This is a genomic window from Planomicrobium soli (assembly GCF_003014655.1).
Lineage (GTDB): Bacteria > Bacillota > Bacilli > Bacillales_A > Planococcaceae > Planococcus > Planococcus soli_B.
The window spans coordinates 1-19,047 of record NZ_PYAT01000018.1 but is presented as its reverse complement, the minus strand read 5'-3'; the positions used below and the strand labels follow the sequence as shown (position 1 = coordinate 19,047).

19 protein-coding genes and 1 rRNA gene are annotated in these 19,047 nt (G+C 41.6%); 1 reads left to right on the top strand and 19 read right to left on the bottom strand.

Annotated features, from left to right (window positions below; all coding sequences use genetic code 11):
* Positions 1 to 3 precede the first annotated feature (3 nt).
* The 7 genes from ispE to metG all read right to left on the bottom strand — a co-directional run bounded on the left by ispE (position 4) and on the right by metG (position 7,292).
* On the bottom strand, positions 4 to 867 hold the full coding sequence (gene ispE, locus B0H99_RS15975; protein WP_106534685.1) for a 4-(cytidine 5'-diphospho)-2-C-methyl-D-erythritol kinase: 864 nt from the start codon (positions 865 to 867) through the stop codon (positions 4 to 6).
* A gap of 144 nt (positions 868 to 1,011) precedes the next feature.
* Positions 1,012 to 1,275, bottom strand: coding sequence for a biofilm formation stimulator Veg (veg, locus tag B0H99_RS15970; RefSeq protein WP_106534684.1), 264 nt, complete (start codon positions 1,273 to 1,275; stop codon positions 1,012 to 1,014).
* A gap of 163 nt (positions 1,276 to 1,438) precedes the next feature.
* Positions 1,439 to 2,317 carry a 16S rRNA (adenine(1518)-N(6)/adenine(1519)-N(6))-dimethyltransferase RsmA gene (gene rsmA / locus B0H99_RS15965; RefSeq protein WP_106534683.1) on the bottom strand — a complete coding sequence of 293 codons (879 nt, stop codon included), beginning with the start codon at positions 2,315 to 2,317 and terminating at the stop codon, positions 1,439 to 1,441.
* A complete protein-coding gene (rnmV, locus tag B0H99_RS15960; RefSeq protein ID WP_106534682.1) occupies positions 2,314 to 2,874 on the bottom strand; it encodes a ribonuclease M5 in 561 nt (186 codons plus the stop codon). Before rnmV ends, rsmA begins: the two co-directional genes overlap by 4 nt.
* A 111-nt stretch (positions 2,875 to 2,985) precedes the next feature.
* On the bottom strand, positions 2,986 to 4,281 hold the full coding sequence (locus B0H99_RS18175; protein WP_106534681.1) for a G5 and 3D domain-containing protein: 1,296 nt from the start codon (positions 4,279 to 4,281) through the stop codon (positions 2,986 to 2,988).
* 88 nt (positions 4,282 to 4,369) lie between these two features.
* A complete protein-coding gene (locus tag B0H99_RS15950) occupies positions 4,370 to 5,137 on the bottom strand; it encodes a TatD family hydrolase (protein WP_106534680.1) in 768 nt (255 codons plus the stop codon).
* Positions 5,138 to 5,324: 187 nt separating this feature from the next.
* Entirely contained in the window at positions 5,325 to 7,292 is a 1,968-nt protein-coding gene (metG, locus tag B0H99_RS15945) for a methionine--tRNA ligase (RefSeq protein ID WP_106534679.1), read from the bottom strand.
* A 331-nt stretch (positions 7,293 to 7,623) separates the two neighbouring features.
* Here metG and B0H99_RS15940 point away from each other — a divergent pair, with 331 nt between their 5' ends.
* The gene (locus B0H99_RS15940; protein ID WP_106534678.1) at positions 7,624 to 7,902 is read left to right on the top strand and encodes a transition state genes transcriptional regulator AbrB; all 279 of its coding nucleotides are present in this window, start codon (positions 7,624 to 7,626) and stop codon (positions 7,900 to 7,902) included.
* A 42-nt stretch (positions 7,903 to 7,944) separates the two neighbouring features.
* On the opposite strand, the gene rsmI is transcribed toward B0H99_RS15940, so the two are convergent.
* The 12 genes from rsmI to rrf all read right to left on the bottom strand — a co-directional run bounded on the left by rsmI (position 7,945) and on the right by rrf (position 18,856).
* Positions 7,945 to 8,814 carry a 16S rRNA (cytidine(1402)-2'-O)-methyltransferase gene (rsmI, locus tag B0H99_RS15935; RefSeq protein ID WP_106534677.1) on the bottom strand — a complete coding sequence of 290 codons (870 nt, stop codon included), beginning with the start codon at positions 8,812 to 8,814 and terminating at the stop codon, positions 7,945 to 7,947.
* On the bottom strand, positions 8,814 to 9,080 hold the full coding sequence (locus tag B0H99_RS15930; RefSeq protein ID WP_106534676.1) for a GIY-YIG nuclease family protein: 267 nt from the start codon (positions 9,078 to 9,080) through the stop codon (positions 8,814 to 8,816). Before B0H99_RS15930 ends, rsmI begins: the two co-directional genes overlap by 1 nt.
* Positions 9,067 to 9,804, bottom strand: coding sequence for a tRNA1(Val) (adenine(37)-N6)-methyltransferase (locus B0H99_RS15925; RefSeq protein WP_106534675.1), 738 nt, complete (start codon positions 9,802 to 9,804; stop codon positions 9,067 to 9,069). Before B0H99_RS15925 ends, B0H99_RS15930 begins: the two co-directional genes overlap by 14 nt.
* Before the next feature lie 70 nt (positions 9,805 to 9,874).
* Positions 9,875 to 10,234 carry a DNA replication initiation control protein YabA gene (yabA, locus tag B0H99_RS15920; protein ID WP_106534674.1) on the bottom strand — a complete coding sequence of 120 codons (360 nt, stop codon included), beginning with the start codon at positions 10,232 to 10,234 and terminating at the stop codon, positions 9,875 to 9,877.
* A gap of 10 nt (positions 10,235 to 10,244) precedes the next feature.
* Positions 10,245 to 11,057 (bottom strand): PSP1 domain-containing protein, encoded by an 813-nt coding sequence (locus B0H99_RS15915; RefSeq protein ID WP_106534673.1) that lies wholly within the window; start codon positions 11,055 to 11,057, stop codon positions 10,245 to 10,247.
* Between the two features lie 3 nt (positions 11,058 to 11,060).
* The gene (gene holB / locus B0H99_RS15910; RefSeq protein ID WP_106534672.1) at positions 11,061 to 12,053 is read right to left on the bottom strand and encodes a DNA polymerase III subunit delta'; all 993 of its coding nucleotides are present in this window, start codon (positions 12,051 to 12,053) and stop codon (positions 11,061 to 11,063) included.
* Positions 12,054 to 12,160: 107 nt separating this feature from the next.
* Entirely contained in the window at positions 12,161 to 12,490 is a 330-nt protein-coding gene (locus B0H99_RS15905; protein WP_106534671.1) for a cyclic-di-AMP receptor, read from the bottom strand.
* 138 nt (positions 12,491 to 12,628) lie between these two features.
* Positions 12,629 to 13,258, bottom strand: coding sequence for a dTMP kinase (gene tmk, locus B0H99_RS15900; RefSeq protein ID WP_106534670.1), 630 nt, complete (start codon positions 13,256 to 13,258; stop codon positions 12,629 to 12,631).
* Between the two features lie 114 nt (positions 13,259 to 13,372).
* Positions 13,373 to 15,484, bottom strand: coding sequence for an RNA degradosome polyphosphate kinase (locus B0H99_RS15895; protein ID WP_106534669.1), 2,112 nt, complete (start codon positions 15,482 to 15,484; stop codon positions 13,373 to 13,375).
* Positions 15,485 to 15,558: 74 nt separating this feature from the next.
* Entirely contained in the window at positions 15,559 to 17,091 is a 1,533-nt protein-coding gene (gene ppx / locus B0H99_RS15890; RefSeq protein WP_106534668.1) for an exopolyphosphatase, read from the bottom strand.
* Positions 17,092 to 17,169: 78 nt separating this feature from the next.
* On the bottom strand, positions 17,170 to 18,588 hold the full coding sequence (locus B0H99_RS15885) for an aminotransferase class I/II-fold pyridoxal phosphate-dependent enzyme (RefSeq protein WP_106534667.1): 1,419 nt from the start codon (positions 18,586 to 18,588) through the stop codon (positions 17,170 to 17,172).
* Positions 18,589 to 18,740: 152 nt separating this feature from the next.
* Positions 18,741 to 18,856 (bottom strand): 5S ribosomal RNA (gene rrf, locus B0H99_RS15880).
* Positions 18,857 to 19,047 lie beyond the last annotated feature (191 nt).

Below are 19,047 nucleotides of genomic sequence, written 5' to 3'. Positions count from 1 at the left end.
TGTTTAAGCAAGAGAATCCCGTTCACCAATAAGGCGGACGGCGTAAACTTCTGAGCAAAATCCTCTTAACCCATTATAAATTCGGGGAATGCGAGCTTCTTGATGAACCAGGCCGAATACAGTAGGTCCGCTGCCACTCATCAACACAGCGTCAGCGCCGAACTTTTTCATCTGTTCTTTAATCTGTGAAACTTCCGGATAAAGATTCAATGTTACACTTTCCAATGCGTTGCCAAGATTGGAACACATGGCATCATAGTCACCCGTCTGGAGCGCTTTAATCATTTCCTGCGTGTTTGGATGTTCTGCCTTTACGGGATCAAATGCACCGTATACGTCAGCAGTAGAGACTCCAATCGTCGGCTTCGCCAAAATGACCCAACAATTTGGCGGTGCGGGCAATTCTTGAATAATTTCCCCTCGCCCTTTTGCCAGAGCAGTTCCCCCATACACGCAAAAAGAAACATCAGAGCCGATTTTAGCGCCCAGTTCCGCTAATTCATCTAATGACAAATTCAGCTGCCATAACTTGTTCAACCCTTTTAGCGTTGCTGCTGCGTCGCTGCTTCCGCCGGCAAGTCCGGCAGCCACAGGAATTTGTTTGTCTAAATGAATGATGACACCTGTTGATATATTAAATGTATCCTTGATGAGCTGAGCTGCTTGGTAAGCCAAATTGCGGGAATCATTGGGTACAAAGCGGTCAGCCGATTCAATATGTATGCCTTTTGCCGTCCCCATCAGTCCAATGCGGTCTGACAAATCAACAGTCGTCATAATCATTTCAATTTCATGGTAATTGTCTGGACGTTTATACAGCACGTCCAATGTTAAATTGATTTTGGCAGGCGCCTTCACGTAGAGCATCCCACTGCCTCCTTTTATAGTCTAATGAAGACTATTTTAACACAATGCGAGGAATTGGGGCGAAATGGAGAGAAGAAACAAAAAAACCCACATTCTGTTAAAATAACAGCTCATGAGTTTTAAAAAATATAAAAATAAAGTTCATTATCTAACAACAAGTTCGTCTGCTGTTCCTTCTTCTACAGTAATTTCTACTGCTTCTGTTAAAATGTCTGCGTAGCTGTAAGACACACGTTCAAATGCATGCTCATCTTGATCTAGTTCAATCACGAACACGGAGTGATACGTTTCGCGCAAAATTCCACTGCGTTCGACCGTTTTCTTGCGTCCTCCGTTTGCCTTCAAAAGCAATCGTTTTCCTACATGTAGATCCAACGATTTTTTAATATCCGCCAAAGTTTTGGGCATCTTGTCTACACCTCACTATAGACAAACTCTACCATAGATCAAGTAATAAGTCAAAATAAATTTATAATTTTATCAGCGCCCTATAGGAGATGTCAATATTTTTTTATCCGAAATATCTCTATAGTTTGAGGTGTATGACAGACTTGCCATAAAAACTGAACGTTTAACGGAAATAAGCGTGCAGTTTATTTGCCAAAAGTCCAAACTCTTCGATAGATAAGGTTTCTCCGCGCCGCGCCGGATCGATTTCTGCTTCTTCCAAGGCCTTTAAGATCAAGTCTTTCTTTGCTTTGCCTTCCGGCATGCCCACCTGCAAATTATTCAAGATGGTTTTTCGGCGTTGGGCAAATGAACTGCGCGTTACTGTAAAGAAGAAATCTTCATCGATGACTTCTACTAACGGCTGAGGCCGCTTAATCATCCGGATTACGGCAGAATCAACATTCGGCTGTGGAAGAAAGACTGATTTTGGCACCGTCAAGGCCATTTCCGCTTCTGTATAGTATTGAATAGCAATAGACAGAGAGCCGTATGCTTTAGTTCCTGGCTTCGCTGTAATCCGCTCCGCTACTTCTTTCTGAAGCATGACCACCAACCCTCTAATCGGCAAATTCTCAAGCAGAAGTTTTAAGATGATGGGCGTCGTCACGTAATAAGGTAAATTAGCCACCACCATAATGTCTTCATAACCGGCTAACTCTTTCTTTATGGCCGCTTCGACGTCCGCTTTTAAAATGTCCGAATGGATGATGGAAATGTTGTCATACGGAGAAAGCGTATCTTCAAGCACCGGCAATAAACGCTGATCAATTTCAAAAGCCAGTACTTTACCAGCTTCTCTAGCCAAATGCTCCGTCAATGCACCGATGCCCGGCCCTACTTCGATGGCCGCAGATTGTTTTGTTAATTTTGCTTGGCCAACTATTTTGCGCAAAATATTAGGATCGATCAAAAAGTTCTGCCCTAAGCTTTTTTTTACAGTCAATCCGTGTTTTGCCATTATTTCTTGAGTACGTATTGGCGTGGCAATATCTTTAGTCATGAACGTTCCTCCTGGTTGATTGCATGAATTGCTTCGATAAATTGGCTTTGGGAAATGCCAAACATACGGAGCCGTTTTTGCAGCTGTTTTCCGTTGGTATAACCAATTTGAAGCATATTCCCTAATTGTGTCCTACGTTGCTTTGCTTGCGGATGAGCAACTAAACGGGCATCGATTAAATCTTCCATCGTGATTTCAACAGCCATCTTTTTTTCAAGAGGCGTGTAAACCTTTGAGAGAGCTTCTCGAATGTCACTATCGCAAGCGTGTTCTATTCCAAGCCCTTTGCCGTTCTTGGCAATCGTCTTTTCTTTCGCCAAAAACGCATGCTTGACTGCAGGCACATGTTCTTCAATAATAGCACGGATTCGTCTTCCCGGATAATCCGGATCGGTAAAAACAATCACTCCCCGCTTTTGCTGGGCATGCGCAATTCGCTGTAACGTTTCCGCTGATATAGCAGATCCATTAGTCTCAATTGTATCGGCTTCTACGGCACGCTTAACTGCGACCGTATCGTCTTTGCCTTCGACGACTATAATTTCACTTATTTTCATTCGTCATCCTCACTTCCAAACATTACGTTTTATTCTACACGGTGCCCAGCAATCCTGTAAAAAGAAAAAGCTTTCCTGGGAGTTCCCAAGAAAGCTTTTTTGTTTATCAGATTAATTGAGTATTTTGATTTTTACTTGTTTGCGGCCAAATGCAAGCGCTGCTGATTGGTCAGCTATGAACAAGTCGATTTTATTTCCTTTAATCGCTCCGCCTGTGTCACCTGCAATAGCGTGGCCATAGCCTTCAACCCAAACTTTTGAGCCAAGAGGAATGACACTTGGATCTACAGCAATCACTTTAAGGCCTGGATTTGATTTTAAGTTAATGCCTGTTGCCGTAATACCTGAACAGCCTGCACAACTAGCAGTATAAGCTGTAGCAGAAACAATCAGCTCTTTGCCCGCCGGCTCGGATGCTTTCTCTGCCTTAGGTTCTGCTTTTTTAACAGATGCAGATGCTTTTACAGTCTTTTCTTGCGCTGCTTCTTTTTTCGTTGCACGAGTTGTATCTTTGCCGCGTGATACAGCAGCTACCACCACTTTAGTTCCGACTGCGGTAATTTGTTTTTTCGGTTCTTTGACAACTTTCTCTTTTTTCAAATCCCGTTTTACTTCCTTGCCGTTTTCTTTTACAACTGCGTATGTTTTTTTAACAACGCCTTTTTCACCTTTTTGCACGATTTTTTCTTCCCCTTTTAAAAGAGAAGAATCTTTCTTCGTTTCAGCTGCAAATTTCACAGAATCTTCAACTACATCGGTGACCTTTTCTACACGAACAATTTTGACCTCAGAATTTGGAAGGACCTTTTCGTCCATTCCTTTTTCAACTCGGTCAAGTTCGCTTAAAGAGACTTTCTGCTGTTTTAAAAAGTCAGCGACCGTAGTCGAAGTGGACCATGCTTTTTTCTTTTCCAAACCATCTAAGAGCGTGACCTCGAATGCTTTGTCTACAGATATTGCCGTGTCCTCATCTACTTCTTCTTTTAATGCAGGTGAAACTTTATCATGTTCTGTTACTTCAATTTCAGCTTTAGCTAAAATATCAGCTACGGTATTTTTAGTAGTACGCGCAGTCTTGGTTTCCCCGTCTACCGTCACGGTATACTGTTCTGCTTCGTCCCATTCAATCTTGGTATCCCCTTCGATTGATGCGCTTGCCGATTGGCTCAAGTAATCGTCCTCAGTTACTTTGATTTCTTGCTCTTTTAGAAATTCCCCTACTGTTTTCGCATGGGTTTTGACTTCTTTAGTCTGGCCATTAGCGGTTATCGTAATTGTATTCTTTGTACCTTCATATATAGCGAAAGTTAATACAGCTGCAAACATCAAAACAGTAATGATAGTAGCGACTAGCGACTTGCCTTTGAAAGATTTTGCAGCTTTACTATTATTTGCTTCTCTTGACAAAATAACTCCTCCTTCATTCACCTGTGTGATTGTATAGCTCCAAATTCAAGGTGTCAACTTATACGAGTATTTCCCATTTTGTCACTTTTTACGATAACTTGAAAAATTTCTCGGCATTGCGTGTTGTAGCCTTAGCCACTTCTTCTATTGTAATTCCCTTCAACCGGGCAATTTCTTCAGCAACAAGCGGCACATATGATGGCTCGTTGCGTTTTCCTCGGTAAGGATGGGGCGCCAAGTAAGGAGCATCTGTCTCAATCATTAAATGATCAAGCGAAATCATCTCTGCGACCTTTTTAGGCTGTTTGGCATTTTTGAACGTTACCGGTCCACCGAGCGAAATCATAAAATTCATCGCAATGCTTTCGCGTGCAGTTTCTACACTGCCGCCGAAGCAATGCATAACGCCACCTATTGATTTCGCATCTTCTTCTCTTAAAATGCGCAAAACATCTTCAGTTGCATCTCGGTTGTGGATAATAATAGGCAAGTTCACTCGTTTTGCGAGGCGGATCTGTTTGCGGAATACTTCTTGTTGAATCTCTTTCGGAGATTTGTCCCAGTAATAATCCAAGCCTGTTTCGCCGATTCCTACTACTTTCGGGTGAGCCGACAACTCTTCAACCCACGTTAAGTCCTCTTCTGTGCAGTCGATAGCATCAACAGGATGCCAACCAACAACTGCATAGATAAACTCGTACTTTTCTGCAAGCGCCATTGCGCGTTCTATTGTTTTGCGGTCAAAACCGATGACCACCATTTTTGCTACGTTATTTTCTCTTGCCCGTTCAATGACTTCTGTTAAATCTTCATCATATTGGTCTGCATTTAAATGCACATGGGTATCGATAAACATTCATCATTCTCCTCACATTAAAATCTATTTTAATGGTTTGACCTGTTTCTTTCTTCACATAAACATTACATTTGTATAACAAAAGATGTTATTTTCATTTCAAGCGCAGAAAATCTTGTTTTTTCTGATACGAAATTCCCATAAAAAATCAGCCTCCTCTAAAGAGAAGGCTGATTTGCTTTTCAGTTTATTTTATTTGAGCGCCATTTGGTAATTTTTCATCAACAGCTGTCAATGTCAAATATCCGTCTTTTTGGCCGGCTAAAATCATACCTTGTGAAAGTTCTCCGCGTAATTTTACCGGTTTCAAGTTAGCAACCACGACAACACGCTTGCCAACCAATTCATTCGGCTTATAATGTTCCGCAATGCCTGAAACCACCTGGCGTTGCTCATAACCCAAGTCCACTTGCAGCTTCAACAATTTTGTCGTTTTCGGCACCGGTTCGCAGGCAAGTACAGTCGCTGCCCGAAGGTCCACTTTCATGAATTCATCAATTGTAATCTCAGGAACATCCGGAGCTTCCACCACTTCTGCAGCCGGCTCTTCTTCTGCTGCAGGAGCTGCGCCTCCACGCATCTGGTCCCGGATATAAGTCACTTCCGGCTCCACTTCAAGACGAGGGAAAATAGGCGTTCCTTTTTCCACTACTTTTGAGCCTGCGGGAATGTTGCCAAAACTCTTTAGTGTCTCCCATGCCAATTGATCGCTCGTTAATCCGAGCTGTTCAATAATTTGCTTTGGAGCGTTTGGTAAAAACGGTTGAAGCATCACAGCCGTTATACGCAGACTTTCTGCCAGATGGGCCATCACAGATGAAAGTTGTCCTTTAGAAGATTCATCTTTCGCCAACACCCACGGTTGTGTTTCATCGATGTACTTGTTTGTTCTTGAAATCAATGACCATACTTCGCTTAAAACGATGCTGAACTGCATCTTTTCCATATGCTCTTCGTACGTGCTGATCGTCTGTTTAGCAACATCCTGCAACGTTTCGTCAAAGTCTGTTTGATAACCCTCTACTTGCGGTATAGTTCCTTCGAAATACTTGTTAATCATTGATATCGTGCGATTTAACAAGTTTCCAAGGTCATTTGCCAAGTCGAAATTTGTGCGTTCTACAAATGATTCCGGCGAAAATACACCATCAGAACCGAATGGCAGTTCACGTAATAGGAAATAACGCGTCGCGTCCAAGCCATAGCGTTCTACAAGCATTTCCGGATAAACAACATTGCCTTTTGATTTCGACATTTTGCCATCTTTCATCATGATAAACCCGTGAGCAAAAATCTTCTTCGGCAATGGCAAGTCGAGTGCCATCAAGAAAATCGGCCAATAAATTGTATGGAAACGGACAATATCTTTTCCAACTACATGGACATCAGCTGGCCAGTACTTGTTGAATAGCGATTCGTCCTCAGAACCATAACCGAGTGACGTAATGTAATTTGATAACGCATCTACCCAGACATAAATAACATGTTTTGGATCTCCAGGAACTGGAATCCCCCAATCAAAAGATGTACGGGAAACTGACAAATCTTCTAATCCCGGTTTGATAAAGTTGTTGATCATTTCGTTTTTGCGGGATTCAGGTTCAATAAATTCCACATGATTTTCATAATAATCAAGAAGGCGATCTGCATATTTTTTCATATTGAAGAAATACGATTCTTCTTTTACTTTGTGGACCGGCCGGCCGCAATCCGGACAATTACCGTCCACCAATTGTGCTTCTGTATAAAACGATTCACAAGGGGTGCAATACAAGCCTTCGTATTCGCCTTTATATATGTCCCCATTGTCGAGAAACGTCTGGAAAATCTTTTCAACGCCTTCTTTATGACGTGTTTCCGTTGTACGGATAAAATCGTCATAAGTGATATCCATCAGCGACCATACGTTCTTTGCTGCTGCTGCCATCTCGTCCACATACGCTTGTGGAGCAAGGCCTGCTTCTTGCGCTTTTTCCTCAATTTTTTGGCCGTGCTCGTCCATTCCCGTCAAAAAGCGGACATCATATCCTCTTAACCGCTTGTAACGGACAATAGCATCAGATGCAACCGTTGTATACGCTGTTCCAATGTGGAATTTTCCGCTTGGATAATAAATCGGTGTCGTCAAATAAAAAGTGTCTTTTTTTATAGTCACGAAAAATTCCTCCAGTTTGTTTGTATAGTTCTTATTTTAACGAAGTCGCCAATTTTGTACAATCTTTCAATTTAAATCGCTCTTTGTCGACAATTTATTTCAACTGTCGAAACACATAAAGTTCAATATATTTCCTTTTTCATTTTTTTATAAAAATTATGGAAAAAGACATTATTACAGCATATTTGTATGCGATATTCCGAAATTTTATTATGATTTCGATAGTTTTTTATTGACCTAATTGCCAGTACTTGGTATGATTTATGACAGGAAGTGGTAAATGTCGAATTTTGACGAATAAATGCAAACAAAATTTAAGGGGGATATTTAGATGAAATCAACAGGTATTGTACGTAAAGTTGACGAGTTAGGTCGTGTGGTTATTCCAATCGAATTACGCCGTACATTGGGGATCGCAGAAAAAGATGCTTTGGAAATTTATGTAGATGATGACAAAATTATCTTGAAAAAGTATTTGCCGAATATGACTTGTGCAGTTACAGGAGAAGTTTCTGATGAAAACATGCAACTTGTCGGTGGCAAATTGATTTTAAGTCCTGAAGGCGCAGAAATGCTTATGAAAGAGATCCAAAACAACTTAAAAAATTAAGCTCAATAGTAAAACCGGAGTGCTTTAAAGCACTCCGGTTTTTTAGATGTGATAAGCTTGATAAATTTCCCGTTTCGATACATTGCGAGCGATTGACACTTCCTTGATCGCTTCTTTTGAAGTTAAGTTGTTGCGTTCAATTAATTCATTTACATGCTCTTCGATCGACAGCGATTCCCACCATTTTTCGCTTTCAATAAGATTAGGCAATTCGTTTCCTTCTATTACAATGCAAAACTCTCCCCGAATTTCGTTTTGTTCGGTCCAGGCTACAGCCTCTTCTACAGTTCCTCTTAAAAATTCCTCAAACTTTTTAGTTACTTCTCGTGCCAAAACAATTTTGCGTTCGTTACCAAAAGTTTTTTGAATGCTTTTCAAGCTTTCTTTTAGGCGGTGCGGTGCTTCATAAAAGATGAGTGTTTCTTCTTTTTGGCTCAACTTTTCAAGTTCTGCCTGACGCTCTTTTTTATTTCGCGATACAAATCCATAAAATAAGAACGGCTGCGGTGCAATGCCGGAAACGATCAGTGCACTAAGCGCCGCATTTGCACCTGGAATCGGTACTACCGGATAGCCTTCGGCAATCACTCGTTTGACGATATCTTCACCCGGATCGGAAATGCATGGCATACCGGCATCGCTGACCAATGCTACGGATTTTCCTTCATTTAAATAAGAGAGAATTTTAAAGCCGCCGCTTTCTTGGTTATGTTCGTGGTAGCTTGTCAATTTCGTTTGAATCTCAAAGTAATTGCATAAGTGTTTTGTATTTCGTGTATCTTCCGCCGCAATCACATCAACTTCTTTTAAAATCCGCAGGGCACGGATTGTCATATCTTCCAAATTGCCAATGGGAGTGGCAACTAAATAAAGCGTCGGCCGCTTTTCCTGAAAGCTTTTTTGGGAATTCATCAAGTGCCCTTCTTTCCTTCCGCAATATAACGGATTTTTTGTGTTTTTGATAATTGCTTGAAAGCATATTCCGCTTTCATAGCCAACGGTTTTGTTTCAAAGGTTTCCTGGTGAATCACCTTGACTGGTCCTTTTGCCCGTGTGTATTTCGCGCCTTTACCGGCGTTGTGTGCAGCAAGCCGTTTCTCCAGATCATTTGTGTACCCGGCATAGTAAGAACCATCAATACATTCCAGCACGTAGAAGAAATGCTCATTTGTTGCCATAAAGCAGCTCTCTCACTTCTTCTGTGTATTCTCCGTCTTCCCCATAAACAATCAAAGGCGGAAGAATCTTCAAATCTGGTTTGCCGTCTTTGATTCCTTCGATCAGCAAGGTGTTGGCTTCTTTTCCTGCTTTCGGATAAACCAATCGAATGCGTTTCGGTTCCAGGCGATTTGCGCGCATTGCCGCAATCAAATCAATGAGCCGGCCAGAGCGATGGACAAATGCTGCCTTGCCTCCTTGCTTTAGCAATTGGCTAGCAGCCAAGACCGCTTCGTCCAGTGTCAAATGAAGCTCATGGCGAGCAATGGCCATATGTTCACTCAAATTTTTATCGCTCATTTCATGCGCCGGAAAATAAGGCGGATTGCATGTCACAACATCATATTTTTCAAAACCAAGCTCAAATGGAGCTTTTTTTACGTCGCCTTCAATGATTTCGATTTGTTGAGACAGTCCATTGTAGTCTATGCTGCGCCTTGCCATGTTAGCGAGCCGCTCCTGCAATTCTACACCGATGATGCGAGATTCGGTCCGGGCGCTTAAAAATAGTGGAATAGCGCCATTTCCCGTACAAAGGTCCACGATGGTTCCACGCTTCAGTGGAACATAAGCAAAACGCGCCAACAGCACCGCATCCAGTGAAAATGAAAACACAGATGGACTTTGGATGATTCGCAAGTCTTCTGCCAGCAAATAATCCAGTCTTTCATCATCCAATAACATTTACTCAACTCCTTTTACATAGCAAAAGGCTGCCGCCACACCAGGTGTCGGAAGCCTTTCTTTTTACTAATCAATTCTGCTTATTCAGGAATGATAAACAAAACAAGCAATCGTCGCCTTTTCTTGAACTGCCAAAATGCACATGGCACACATGATACCCTTCATGATACAAGCGCGCTAAATTATCATAACCTTCACCAATATCCATGGCAGCCTTCTTCAGCTTTACTGGATCTACAGCAGCTGTTTCAGGAACTGCTTTATGAAGCTCATCTAGACGCGTGCGCAAATGGTGATTTTCAAGCTGCAAAGCGTGATGTTCCTCCATGGTATGGGCCACCACTGCTTTCAATTCGCGGAATTGCTGCTGCATCGATTCGAGTTGCTGTTCAAAATCCATGACTGTATCCAAAAAGTTTTTATCTTTCACGTAAACCACCTCACGCTCTCGTTCCTTGGTCCCTTATTTCATCTAATGTATATTCTAATGTTTGCTCTTGTTCAACCAAACGAATTTTTAACACTCGTTCCAGAATATTCATACCAACCACACGGCCTGCGCCATCTGGAGTTGATACATGTGTACCCACATCCGGCATTTCTTTTTTAGCGGTTTCGTACTCATCGTTCTCGTATTTCAGGCAGCACATTAACCGGCCGCATAAGCCAGAAATTTTTGACGGATTCAACGATAAATTTTGGTCTTTCGCCATCTTAATGGAGACCGGCTCAAAATCACCCAAAAACGTTGAACAGCAAAGCATTCTGCCACAAGGTCCGATACCTCCGAGCATTTTTGCTTCATCGCGTACACCGATTTGCCGCAGCTCGATGCGTGTGCGGAAAATTGAAGCTAAGTCTTTTACCAAGTTGCGGAAATCCACTCGCCCTTCTGCAGTGAAATAAAAGATGACTTTGTTACGGTCAAATGTATACTCCACATCTACAAGTTTCATATCCAATCGATGCTCTTCGATTTTTTCGGTTCCTTGTTCAAATGCCCGTGCTGCTTCCGTCCGATTTTCTTCTACTTGCTGGCGATCCCGGTCGTTCGCTACTCGAACCACTTGCTTTAGCGGCAGGACAACGTCGTTTTCCCCTACTGATTTAACTGGGACAACCACTTTGCCGTACTCCACGCCTCTTGTTGTTTCAACGATAACATAATCGTCTTTTTCGATCACAAATTCTCCTGGATCAAAATAATATATTTTACCCGCTTTCTTGAAACGGACTCCTATTACATTATACACTTGCTACCCCTCCTGCAGATTCAGCATTAATTGCTCCATCAGCAGCGTCCGGTTCATGTTGCGCTGCAATTGCTGTTTGGCCTGCAAAACGGCCTGCAATTGCTTAGATAATACGCTAAATGAACGCTGAAGCGCCATCTGCTTCCAAATTTCTTCCATATCAGGATACGTGCATACAGTTTCGAGACCTGCTTTCACTGTAGCAATGTCCCGATATGCAAATAATAACATGTCCAGCCCTCTTTCGACATCTTCTTTTTCCTTAAAAAATGGAAGCCACTCCGATTGGACCAGCAATAAAGCTTCATGGACGTTCGTTCCTGCTACTTCAACCATCTTTAAAACTAATTTTCTGGCTTGCGCAAAATGTTCGTCAGAGCTGAGCTCAATCGCTTCTTCCGCACTTTGGGTCAGCATGCTGACAGTTGCAGACATGGATAAAGTCATTCCGCCAGTTGTCAATTTTTCCATCAGTTTTGATCTGGACAATGGCTGAAAAGAAACCAATTGGCATCGGGAACGAATAGTTGTCATAATGGCGTTCAGCCGGTCAGTCAACAGGATGGCTGTTACATTCATTTCTGGCTCTTCTAAAAATTTCAGCAACGCATTGGCGGAGGAATTGTTCATCCGGTCTGCTTCCTGAATCACATATATTTTACGGCCTGTATTCAAGCCGGTTTTATTCATTGTCAAAATCAATTCCCGTATCTGATCTATTTTTATATTCTGCCCGTCTGGTTCGATAAAAACGATGCTGGGATGGTTCCCTGAATTGTAAAGTTGACAGCTTCGACATGTTTCACATGGAACATTTTCTACTGGTGTTTCGCATAGCAGAAGCTTAACGAAAAAATGGGTTATTTCTTTTTTTCCTGCGCCTGCTGGACCTTCAAAAAGGTAGGCATGTGCCAGCCGTTCTTTTTCATAGGCGCCTTGCAGTCTTTTCATAACGACTGGCTGCATTTCTTGGATTTCTTCAATTGTCTTTTGCACATTTTCACCTTCAGTCTTTGTAAAAAATCCCGTGTTCCGGATGGAGCACGGGTATCACGCAAGACCTTTTGCTGGCTGCATGAGATATTGCTTATTGTTCTTGCAAATTAAAAATGATGGAATTGCTCGATAGGCAAAACGAAAATTGTGGCGCCCCCTACTTCGACTTCCACAGGATATGGAATATAGGAGTCCGCATTGCCGCCCATTGGTGATACAGGCGCCACCATCTGTTCACGCGCGCGGCAATTTTCACGGATCAAATCCAGTAATTTTGGCACGAGGCTGTCGTCAACACCAATCAAAAAGGTCGTATTTCCTGAGCGCAAAAACCCTCCTGTACTGGCAAGCTTGGTAGCCCGGAAATCATTTTTGGTTAAAGCATTGGATAAACGGTTACTGTCTTGATCCTGTACAACTGCTACGACGAGTTTCATCAGCACTCACTCCTTTTTTTATATTTCTTCTATATAAGTATAACATGAACACGCATTTTCACCGTATTCCTTGCCATAATTTTTAAATTTCTACTTGTCGCCATAAAAAAACGACCGCTGCTAGCAAGCCGCTCTTTTTTATTTTTTTTTGATAAAAGCAAGTATAGCATTTTCGGCAGCTTGTACCACTAAATCTATTTCATTGTCTGCATCAATCACTTGTATACGATCCGGGTATTGTTGGATCAGCATATGGTAACCTTCCCGAACCGCTTCATGGAACTTCATCGATTCCACATCCAAACGGTTTACTTCCCGGTTTCCATCTCTCTCGATCCGCGCCAAGCCTACTTCTGGCTGAACGTCAAAGTACAAGGTTAAATCCGGCATGTATTTATCAATTGCAAATTTATTGATGGAGAAAATTTCGGACATCCCAATCCCTCTTGCATGTCCTTGATAAGCGAGGCTGCTGTCTATATAGCGATCACACAGCACCACTTTCCCAGCTTCAAGTGCCGGAATGATTTTTTCAACTAAATGCTGTCTTCTAGCAGCTGCATAGAGGAGCGCTTCCGTTCTTGAATCCATTTTCACATTGTCCTGATCCAAAATGACTTTACGGATCTGCTCAGAAATTTCAATGCCACCCGGTTCTCTTGTGGAAACGACCGAATGCCCTTGTTGTTCCAAGAAGGCGACAAGCTGTTTCGAGACGCTGGTCTTTCCGGCTCCTTCTCCGCCTTCTAAAGTGATTAAATAACTCATTTCTTCATTCACCTAATTTCCTATGGCTTTAAACTCCTCTAACTATACAGCAATTCAAACTGGTTATAAATGCAAAATGCAGGTGCTTTTATCAGCGCCTGCATCTTTCGTTATTTACGCCTCTTCTTCTGCCGCTTGATAAGCTTCTCTATACAATACTTCCTGACACTCAATTTCAGGTTCTTCCTTATCCCTCTTCACATAGTGATACACACCGGTCTTGTCTTGTTCCCTGGCTTTTACGTTGTCCGATAAGGAAACTTCTAAAATATGCTTAATCTGCGCTTTAATACGCTGGTCGTATACAGGAAATAAAATTTCAATTCGATTTTCCATATTGCGTGTCATCATATCAGCCGACGATAAAAAGGTTCTATCTTCGCCATTTTGATGAAAATAATAAATACGGCTATGCTCCAACAACCTTCCTACTATGCTCCGGACTTGGATATTTTCGCTAATGCCTTTTACGCCAGGCCTTAAGCAGCAGATACCCCGGATGATCAGCTGAATGCGGACTCCTGCTATTGAAGCTTGGTATAGCTTCTTTATGATGACTTTATCCGTCAAGGAATTCATTTTGGCGATGATACGCCCATTGCCAAACTTTTTATGGCATTCTATTTCCTTTTCAATCAAGTCCAGAAAGTTTTGTCGAATACCAAATGGAGCGACGGACAAATGTTGAAATTCTAGTTTATCAGAATATCCACTTAGATAATTGAAGAAGTTAGTTGCATCGACACCAAATTCCTTGTTAGCGGTAAACAGGCTCATGTCCGTGTAGAGTTTTGCGGTTTGATCATTGTAATTGCCTGTCCCTAAATGAACAAACCGCTGAATGCGATCTTCTTTTCTTCTAACCACTAGCGTAATTTTGCTGTGGGTCTTCAGATGAGTGATGCCGTAAATCACATGGCAGCCAGCTTGTTCCAGTTCTTTTGCCCACTGCACATTGTTTTCTTCGTCAAATCGCGCTTTCAGCTCCACAAGCACCGTTACTTGTTTGCCGTTTTCAGCTGCTCGTTTGAGCGCTTTGATAATGGGCGAATCGCCGCTCACCCGATATAGAGTTTGCTTGATCGCCAATACGTCCGGATCATCTGCTGCTGCTGAGACAAACTCGATGACTGGCTCGAACGAATCATAAGGATGATGAAGAAAAACATCCTCTTGGATCACGTGATCAAAAATACTTTCACCTGGAACTAGATTGTGCGGCATTTGAGAAATCCTGTTTTCATAGACTAGCTTCCGATTTCCTTTTTCTAGTTTTTTATAGAAATTGAATAGAAAAGTAAGATCTAATGGCCCTTCAAGTTCATATATATCGTTTTTCCCGATTTCCAGCTCTTTCATTAGGTGGGACAAAACAGTAGGATCAAAACTTGGTTGTTGGATTTCTAGCCGGACAGCTGCTCCCCATTTTCGTTTTCTCAGTTCCTTTTCGATTTCTTGCAGCAAATCACGGGCGCCTTCTTCATGTATGGTCATATCGGCATTTCGTGTAATCCGGAAAACGGATACGGTAACCACTTTGAATCCATGAAATAATTTTCCGATAAAATGGCCGATTACATCTTCTAAAAGAACAAAATGCTTTTTGCTGTGTTTTCCTTCCAATGGCACCATTCGATCCAGTACAGACGGCATTTGCACAATTGCCGTTTTGTATCGGTTTTCCGCCTCTTTGTCTTTGTCTTCTAATACTACCGCTAAGTTTATGGTTTTATTAAGCAGCATAGGAAAGGGCCGATAAGCGTCGATTGCCATAGGGGTTAAAACTGGAAAGACCTGCTCATCGAAATAGGATTCTAAGCCTTTCAGTTCTTCTTTACTTATATCAGCGATGTTAAAAAGCTTGATGCCCTCTTTTTTAATTTCAGGCACTAGTTTATCTCGCATTACATCATATTGAAGTTCAACCAACTCATGTGTTTTCTGTGCAATTTCTTTCAATTGTTGCTTTGGCGTCATCCCTGCCTTGTTTTCCGGCTTCGTAAAATTCACTTTTACTTGATCTTGCAATCCGGCAACACGAACCATAAAAAACTCATCTAAATTTGAACTGAAAATAGCTAAAAACTTGAACCGTTCTAGCAAAGGGTTTCGTTCATCCAAGGCTTCTTGCAACACCCTTTCATTAAATGCCAACCAACTAAGTTCTCTATTGTTATAGCAAGAAGGATTATTAAGTTCAACGGTACTTTTTTTCACTATATTCAAAGTTTCCCCATCCTTTGTTTACGAGTAGTTAACCGTCTTAACTGTTTTCATGCACATAGCTGGAAAAACTCTTTTTAGGAGCTGGCAACAAATTGAAACTGTATCGGTTTTTTCAATTGTTTCTCAAGATGTTTTTTCTGTTTTTCCGCTTGGTATTCTTCTGGTGTCCAATCGCTATTGCAATAAACCTTGAGCAATAGTTCTTCGTCGTCAAAATTCACTTGGATCTCCTCAACAATATCTCGCTTTGTCGTATTCAAACTATATGCAAGTTTAATAATTGCTCCAAACAAACTGTATTTTGCAAGCTCTTCTTTCGTAAACCATTCTTCATACAGAGACGCATTACGTTTAAACACCTCTCTATTTTTGAAGGAAGCGATCAATGCTATAATCAGTCGGTCCTTATGAAGCAATCCATCAATTGTACGGTTTGCCAACAAATAAAATGTATGCTGATGACTTGCGTCAGCATCGATATAAGCACCTAAATTATAAACTGCACTCCCATATCGGATATAGTGCATGTCTTCAGGAGTTAAAGTAACTGCCTTGTTTTTCTCCATTTCTTTTGAAATCATAACCGCATTTTCGCTTACTTGAGCCGCATGTTCTAAATTAACATCATAATCGATGGCTAAATCACGAAAACTTTCTTCGACCACACTTGGAAAGAGGCCTTCATCATAGTCTTTCATCAACTCTGCATAAAACACTCCATCCCGAAGACCTTTTCTGCTTAAAGCAAAAGTATCCGTATCTATACAGCGCATCAAATGGGAAAAAACCTCAATGGCCGGAATGATGATGTCCGCTCTATCTCTTGATAGGCCTTCTACTCTTTGTATTTCGGCGAAGTTCATTGAAAGCAGCATGTTTTTCACCAATTGAACTTCTTTATCTTTCATAACGTATTGATGGATTCCTGCTAATGGATACTCAATATGTTCCTGATGGACTTGTGCCATGTTGCGGGCACTTCCTCCAATGCCGATAAGAGGAAGTTTTTTATTTTGGATCCATGGCAAAATTTGAAATTGTTTTTTCAAGAAAGCTCTGAGTGTTTTGAGTTCTGCGGCAGTTGGTGTATTGCTTTTGATAAATTGTTCTTTTAAGGACAATGCTCCGAACGGAAAGCTATAAAAATAGATTAACTTCCGGTTTTGGAAAAAGGTCAGTTCGGTACTGCCGCCCCCGATGTCCACGGAAATTCCATTCTCGAACGACATCGAGTTGACCACTGCCAAATAGCCATAATGGGCCTCTTCGTACTCCGATAGAATCCGAATAGAGAAGTCTGTCTTTTCTTTTACTTTTTCTAAAATTTCCTCTTGGTTATTGGCTTGCCGAATTGCTGCTGTAGCTACACATTTAACTTCTTTTAAATTATGATGCCTTGTCACTTCTTGAAAGCTTTGAAGGGTTTGGATCAATACATCAATCCCTTCCTTCTCCATCTTTCCTGATGCTGATAAATAACTTCTCAAACGGGCTACCGCTTTAACATTTTCAGTTTCCGCTAGCCTGCCGCTTTTATCCCTTGTGTATATTACAAGTCTTATCGTATTTGAACCAATATCTACAATTGCATACTTTTCCTGATCCATGCTTATAGCCACATCCTATCCATTTGAATATCGTATACTATAGCATATACCCGCTTCTTGGAAATTATCGCTCAATTATTAAGGAAGAACACAGATTAATTTTTCTTCTAGACGATGCTCTCCTTGAATTTGAGCCCCTGTCGCCAAGTAGTCCATTAATTCCTCAAGTTTGGCAGTGCTCCATTTCTCTCCAGGCAAGATTAAAGGTATGCCTGGTGGATAAGGTACGACCATAGCAGCCGAGATTCGTCCAAGTGCTTTCGTATAGCTAATCCATTCATGGTCCTCAGTATCCATTTCTTCAAAAGTTAGCTCTGGCACACTAATTTTCTGGCGGTTATCAGGCATTTTTACTGAAATTGTTTCCTGTGCTTCTTTCAATAATGATTGAACCGCCTCTTTAATACGGCTTCGAATTTCAGCAAACGGATACGATTGAGTTTTTTTCAGTAAGGGTAAGATTAGCATAACTTGGTAAGGATCGGCTAACTCCCCATAAATTTTTACATTTTCTAAACATTGTTGTAACCGAAAGCCGCTATAGCCAGGAACACGAAGCATCAGTTTTAAAGGATCATTCGATTGAAATAGTTCAAGATTAGGAATGGAAGAAAGACTCTCGGCAAATTGTTTGCGCTTATCCTCGAAGTGCCTTATGTCTTCAGGAGCGTAACTTTGCACAAATGCGCGGGCATCATCCAGCGATGCCATGATAAGGTAAGAAGGGCTGCTCGATTGCAGCATTCTTAAGTATTTCTTGATTCTCTTCCGATCGACCAAGTTCCCTTTACTATGTAAAAAAGATCCCATGGTCATGGCCGGCAACGTTTTATGAGCCGAATGCACCACTACATCAGCGCCGTACGCTAATGCCGAAACCGGATAAGGGCTTCCAATTTGAAAATGTGCACCGTGAGCTTCATCGATCAGTACCGGTATATTTTGTGAATGGCAAAAGGAAATGATTTCTTCTAAATTCTCTGTTCCCATTCCATAATAATTTGGATACGTTAGAATAACTGCTTTGGTTTCAGGATATTCAATCAAAGCTTCTTGAATATCTTCTAATGCCACACCTATAGCCGACTTTGATTGTTCGTCCCATTCGGGCATAACATATATCGGTTTAGCTTTTGCCAATTCCAAAGCATGAAAAATCGACTTATGCGAATTCCGTTGCACCATAACTGCATCGCCTTCTCTACAAGTTGCATATACCATCGCTAAATTTCCCACTGTCGATCCATTCACCAAGAAGAAACTTTGGTTTGTATCATAAACTTCCGAAAGCAATTGCTCCGCTTCCTTAATCGCCTCTTCTGGATAATGAAAGTCATCAAGCCCGGCAAGTTCTGTAAAATCATAAGCAAGGGCATTTCGCATGCCTTCTGGCAGCGTCGATAGCTCTCCATGTTTGTGTCCTGGCACATGAAATGAAACAGGCTGCTGTTGTTGAAATTTGATTAACGCATCCACTAATGGTCTTCGCGGCTTCATACCATCATCCTTATAGTTTGTAGTTAGTTTTATTATACTGAACTTACTCCCTTTGCTCTAATAAACTATAGTAAACTTGTTTTTTGTAATTCAAAAAAATTTAATCAACGCAAAAAAAAGCCAGAACCGGAAACGGTTATGACTTTGGGCTTGCCCAGCGACGTCCTACTCTCACAGGGGGAGACCCCCAACTACCATCAGCGCAAAAGAGCTTAACTTCCGTGTTCGGGATGGGAACGGGTGTGGCCTCTTTGCCATCATCACTGGACTTTGTTTTTTTGAAAGACAAGTCTTATTATACCAACTCTGTCGAGTTTGGCAAGGCTTTTTTTCACGCCTCTTGGCTTGTTCGTTCAAAACTGGATACACGACGGATGAAACGAAACAATATTGGTTAAGTCCTCGATCGATTAGTATTCGTCAGCTGCACATGTCGCCACGCGTCCACCTCGAACCTAT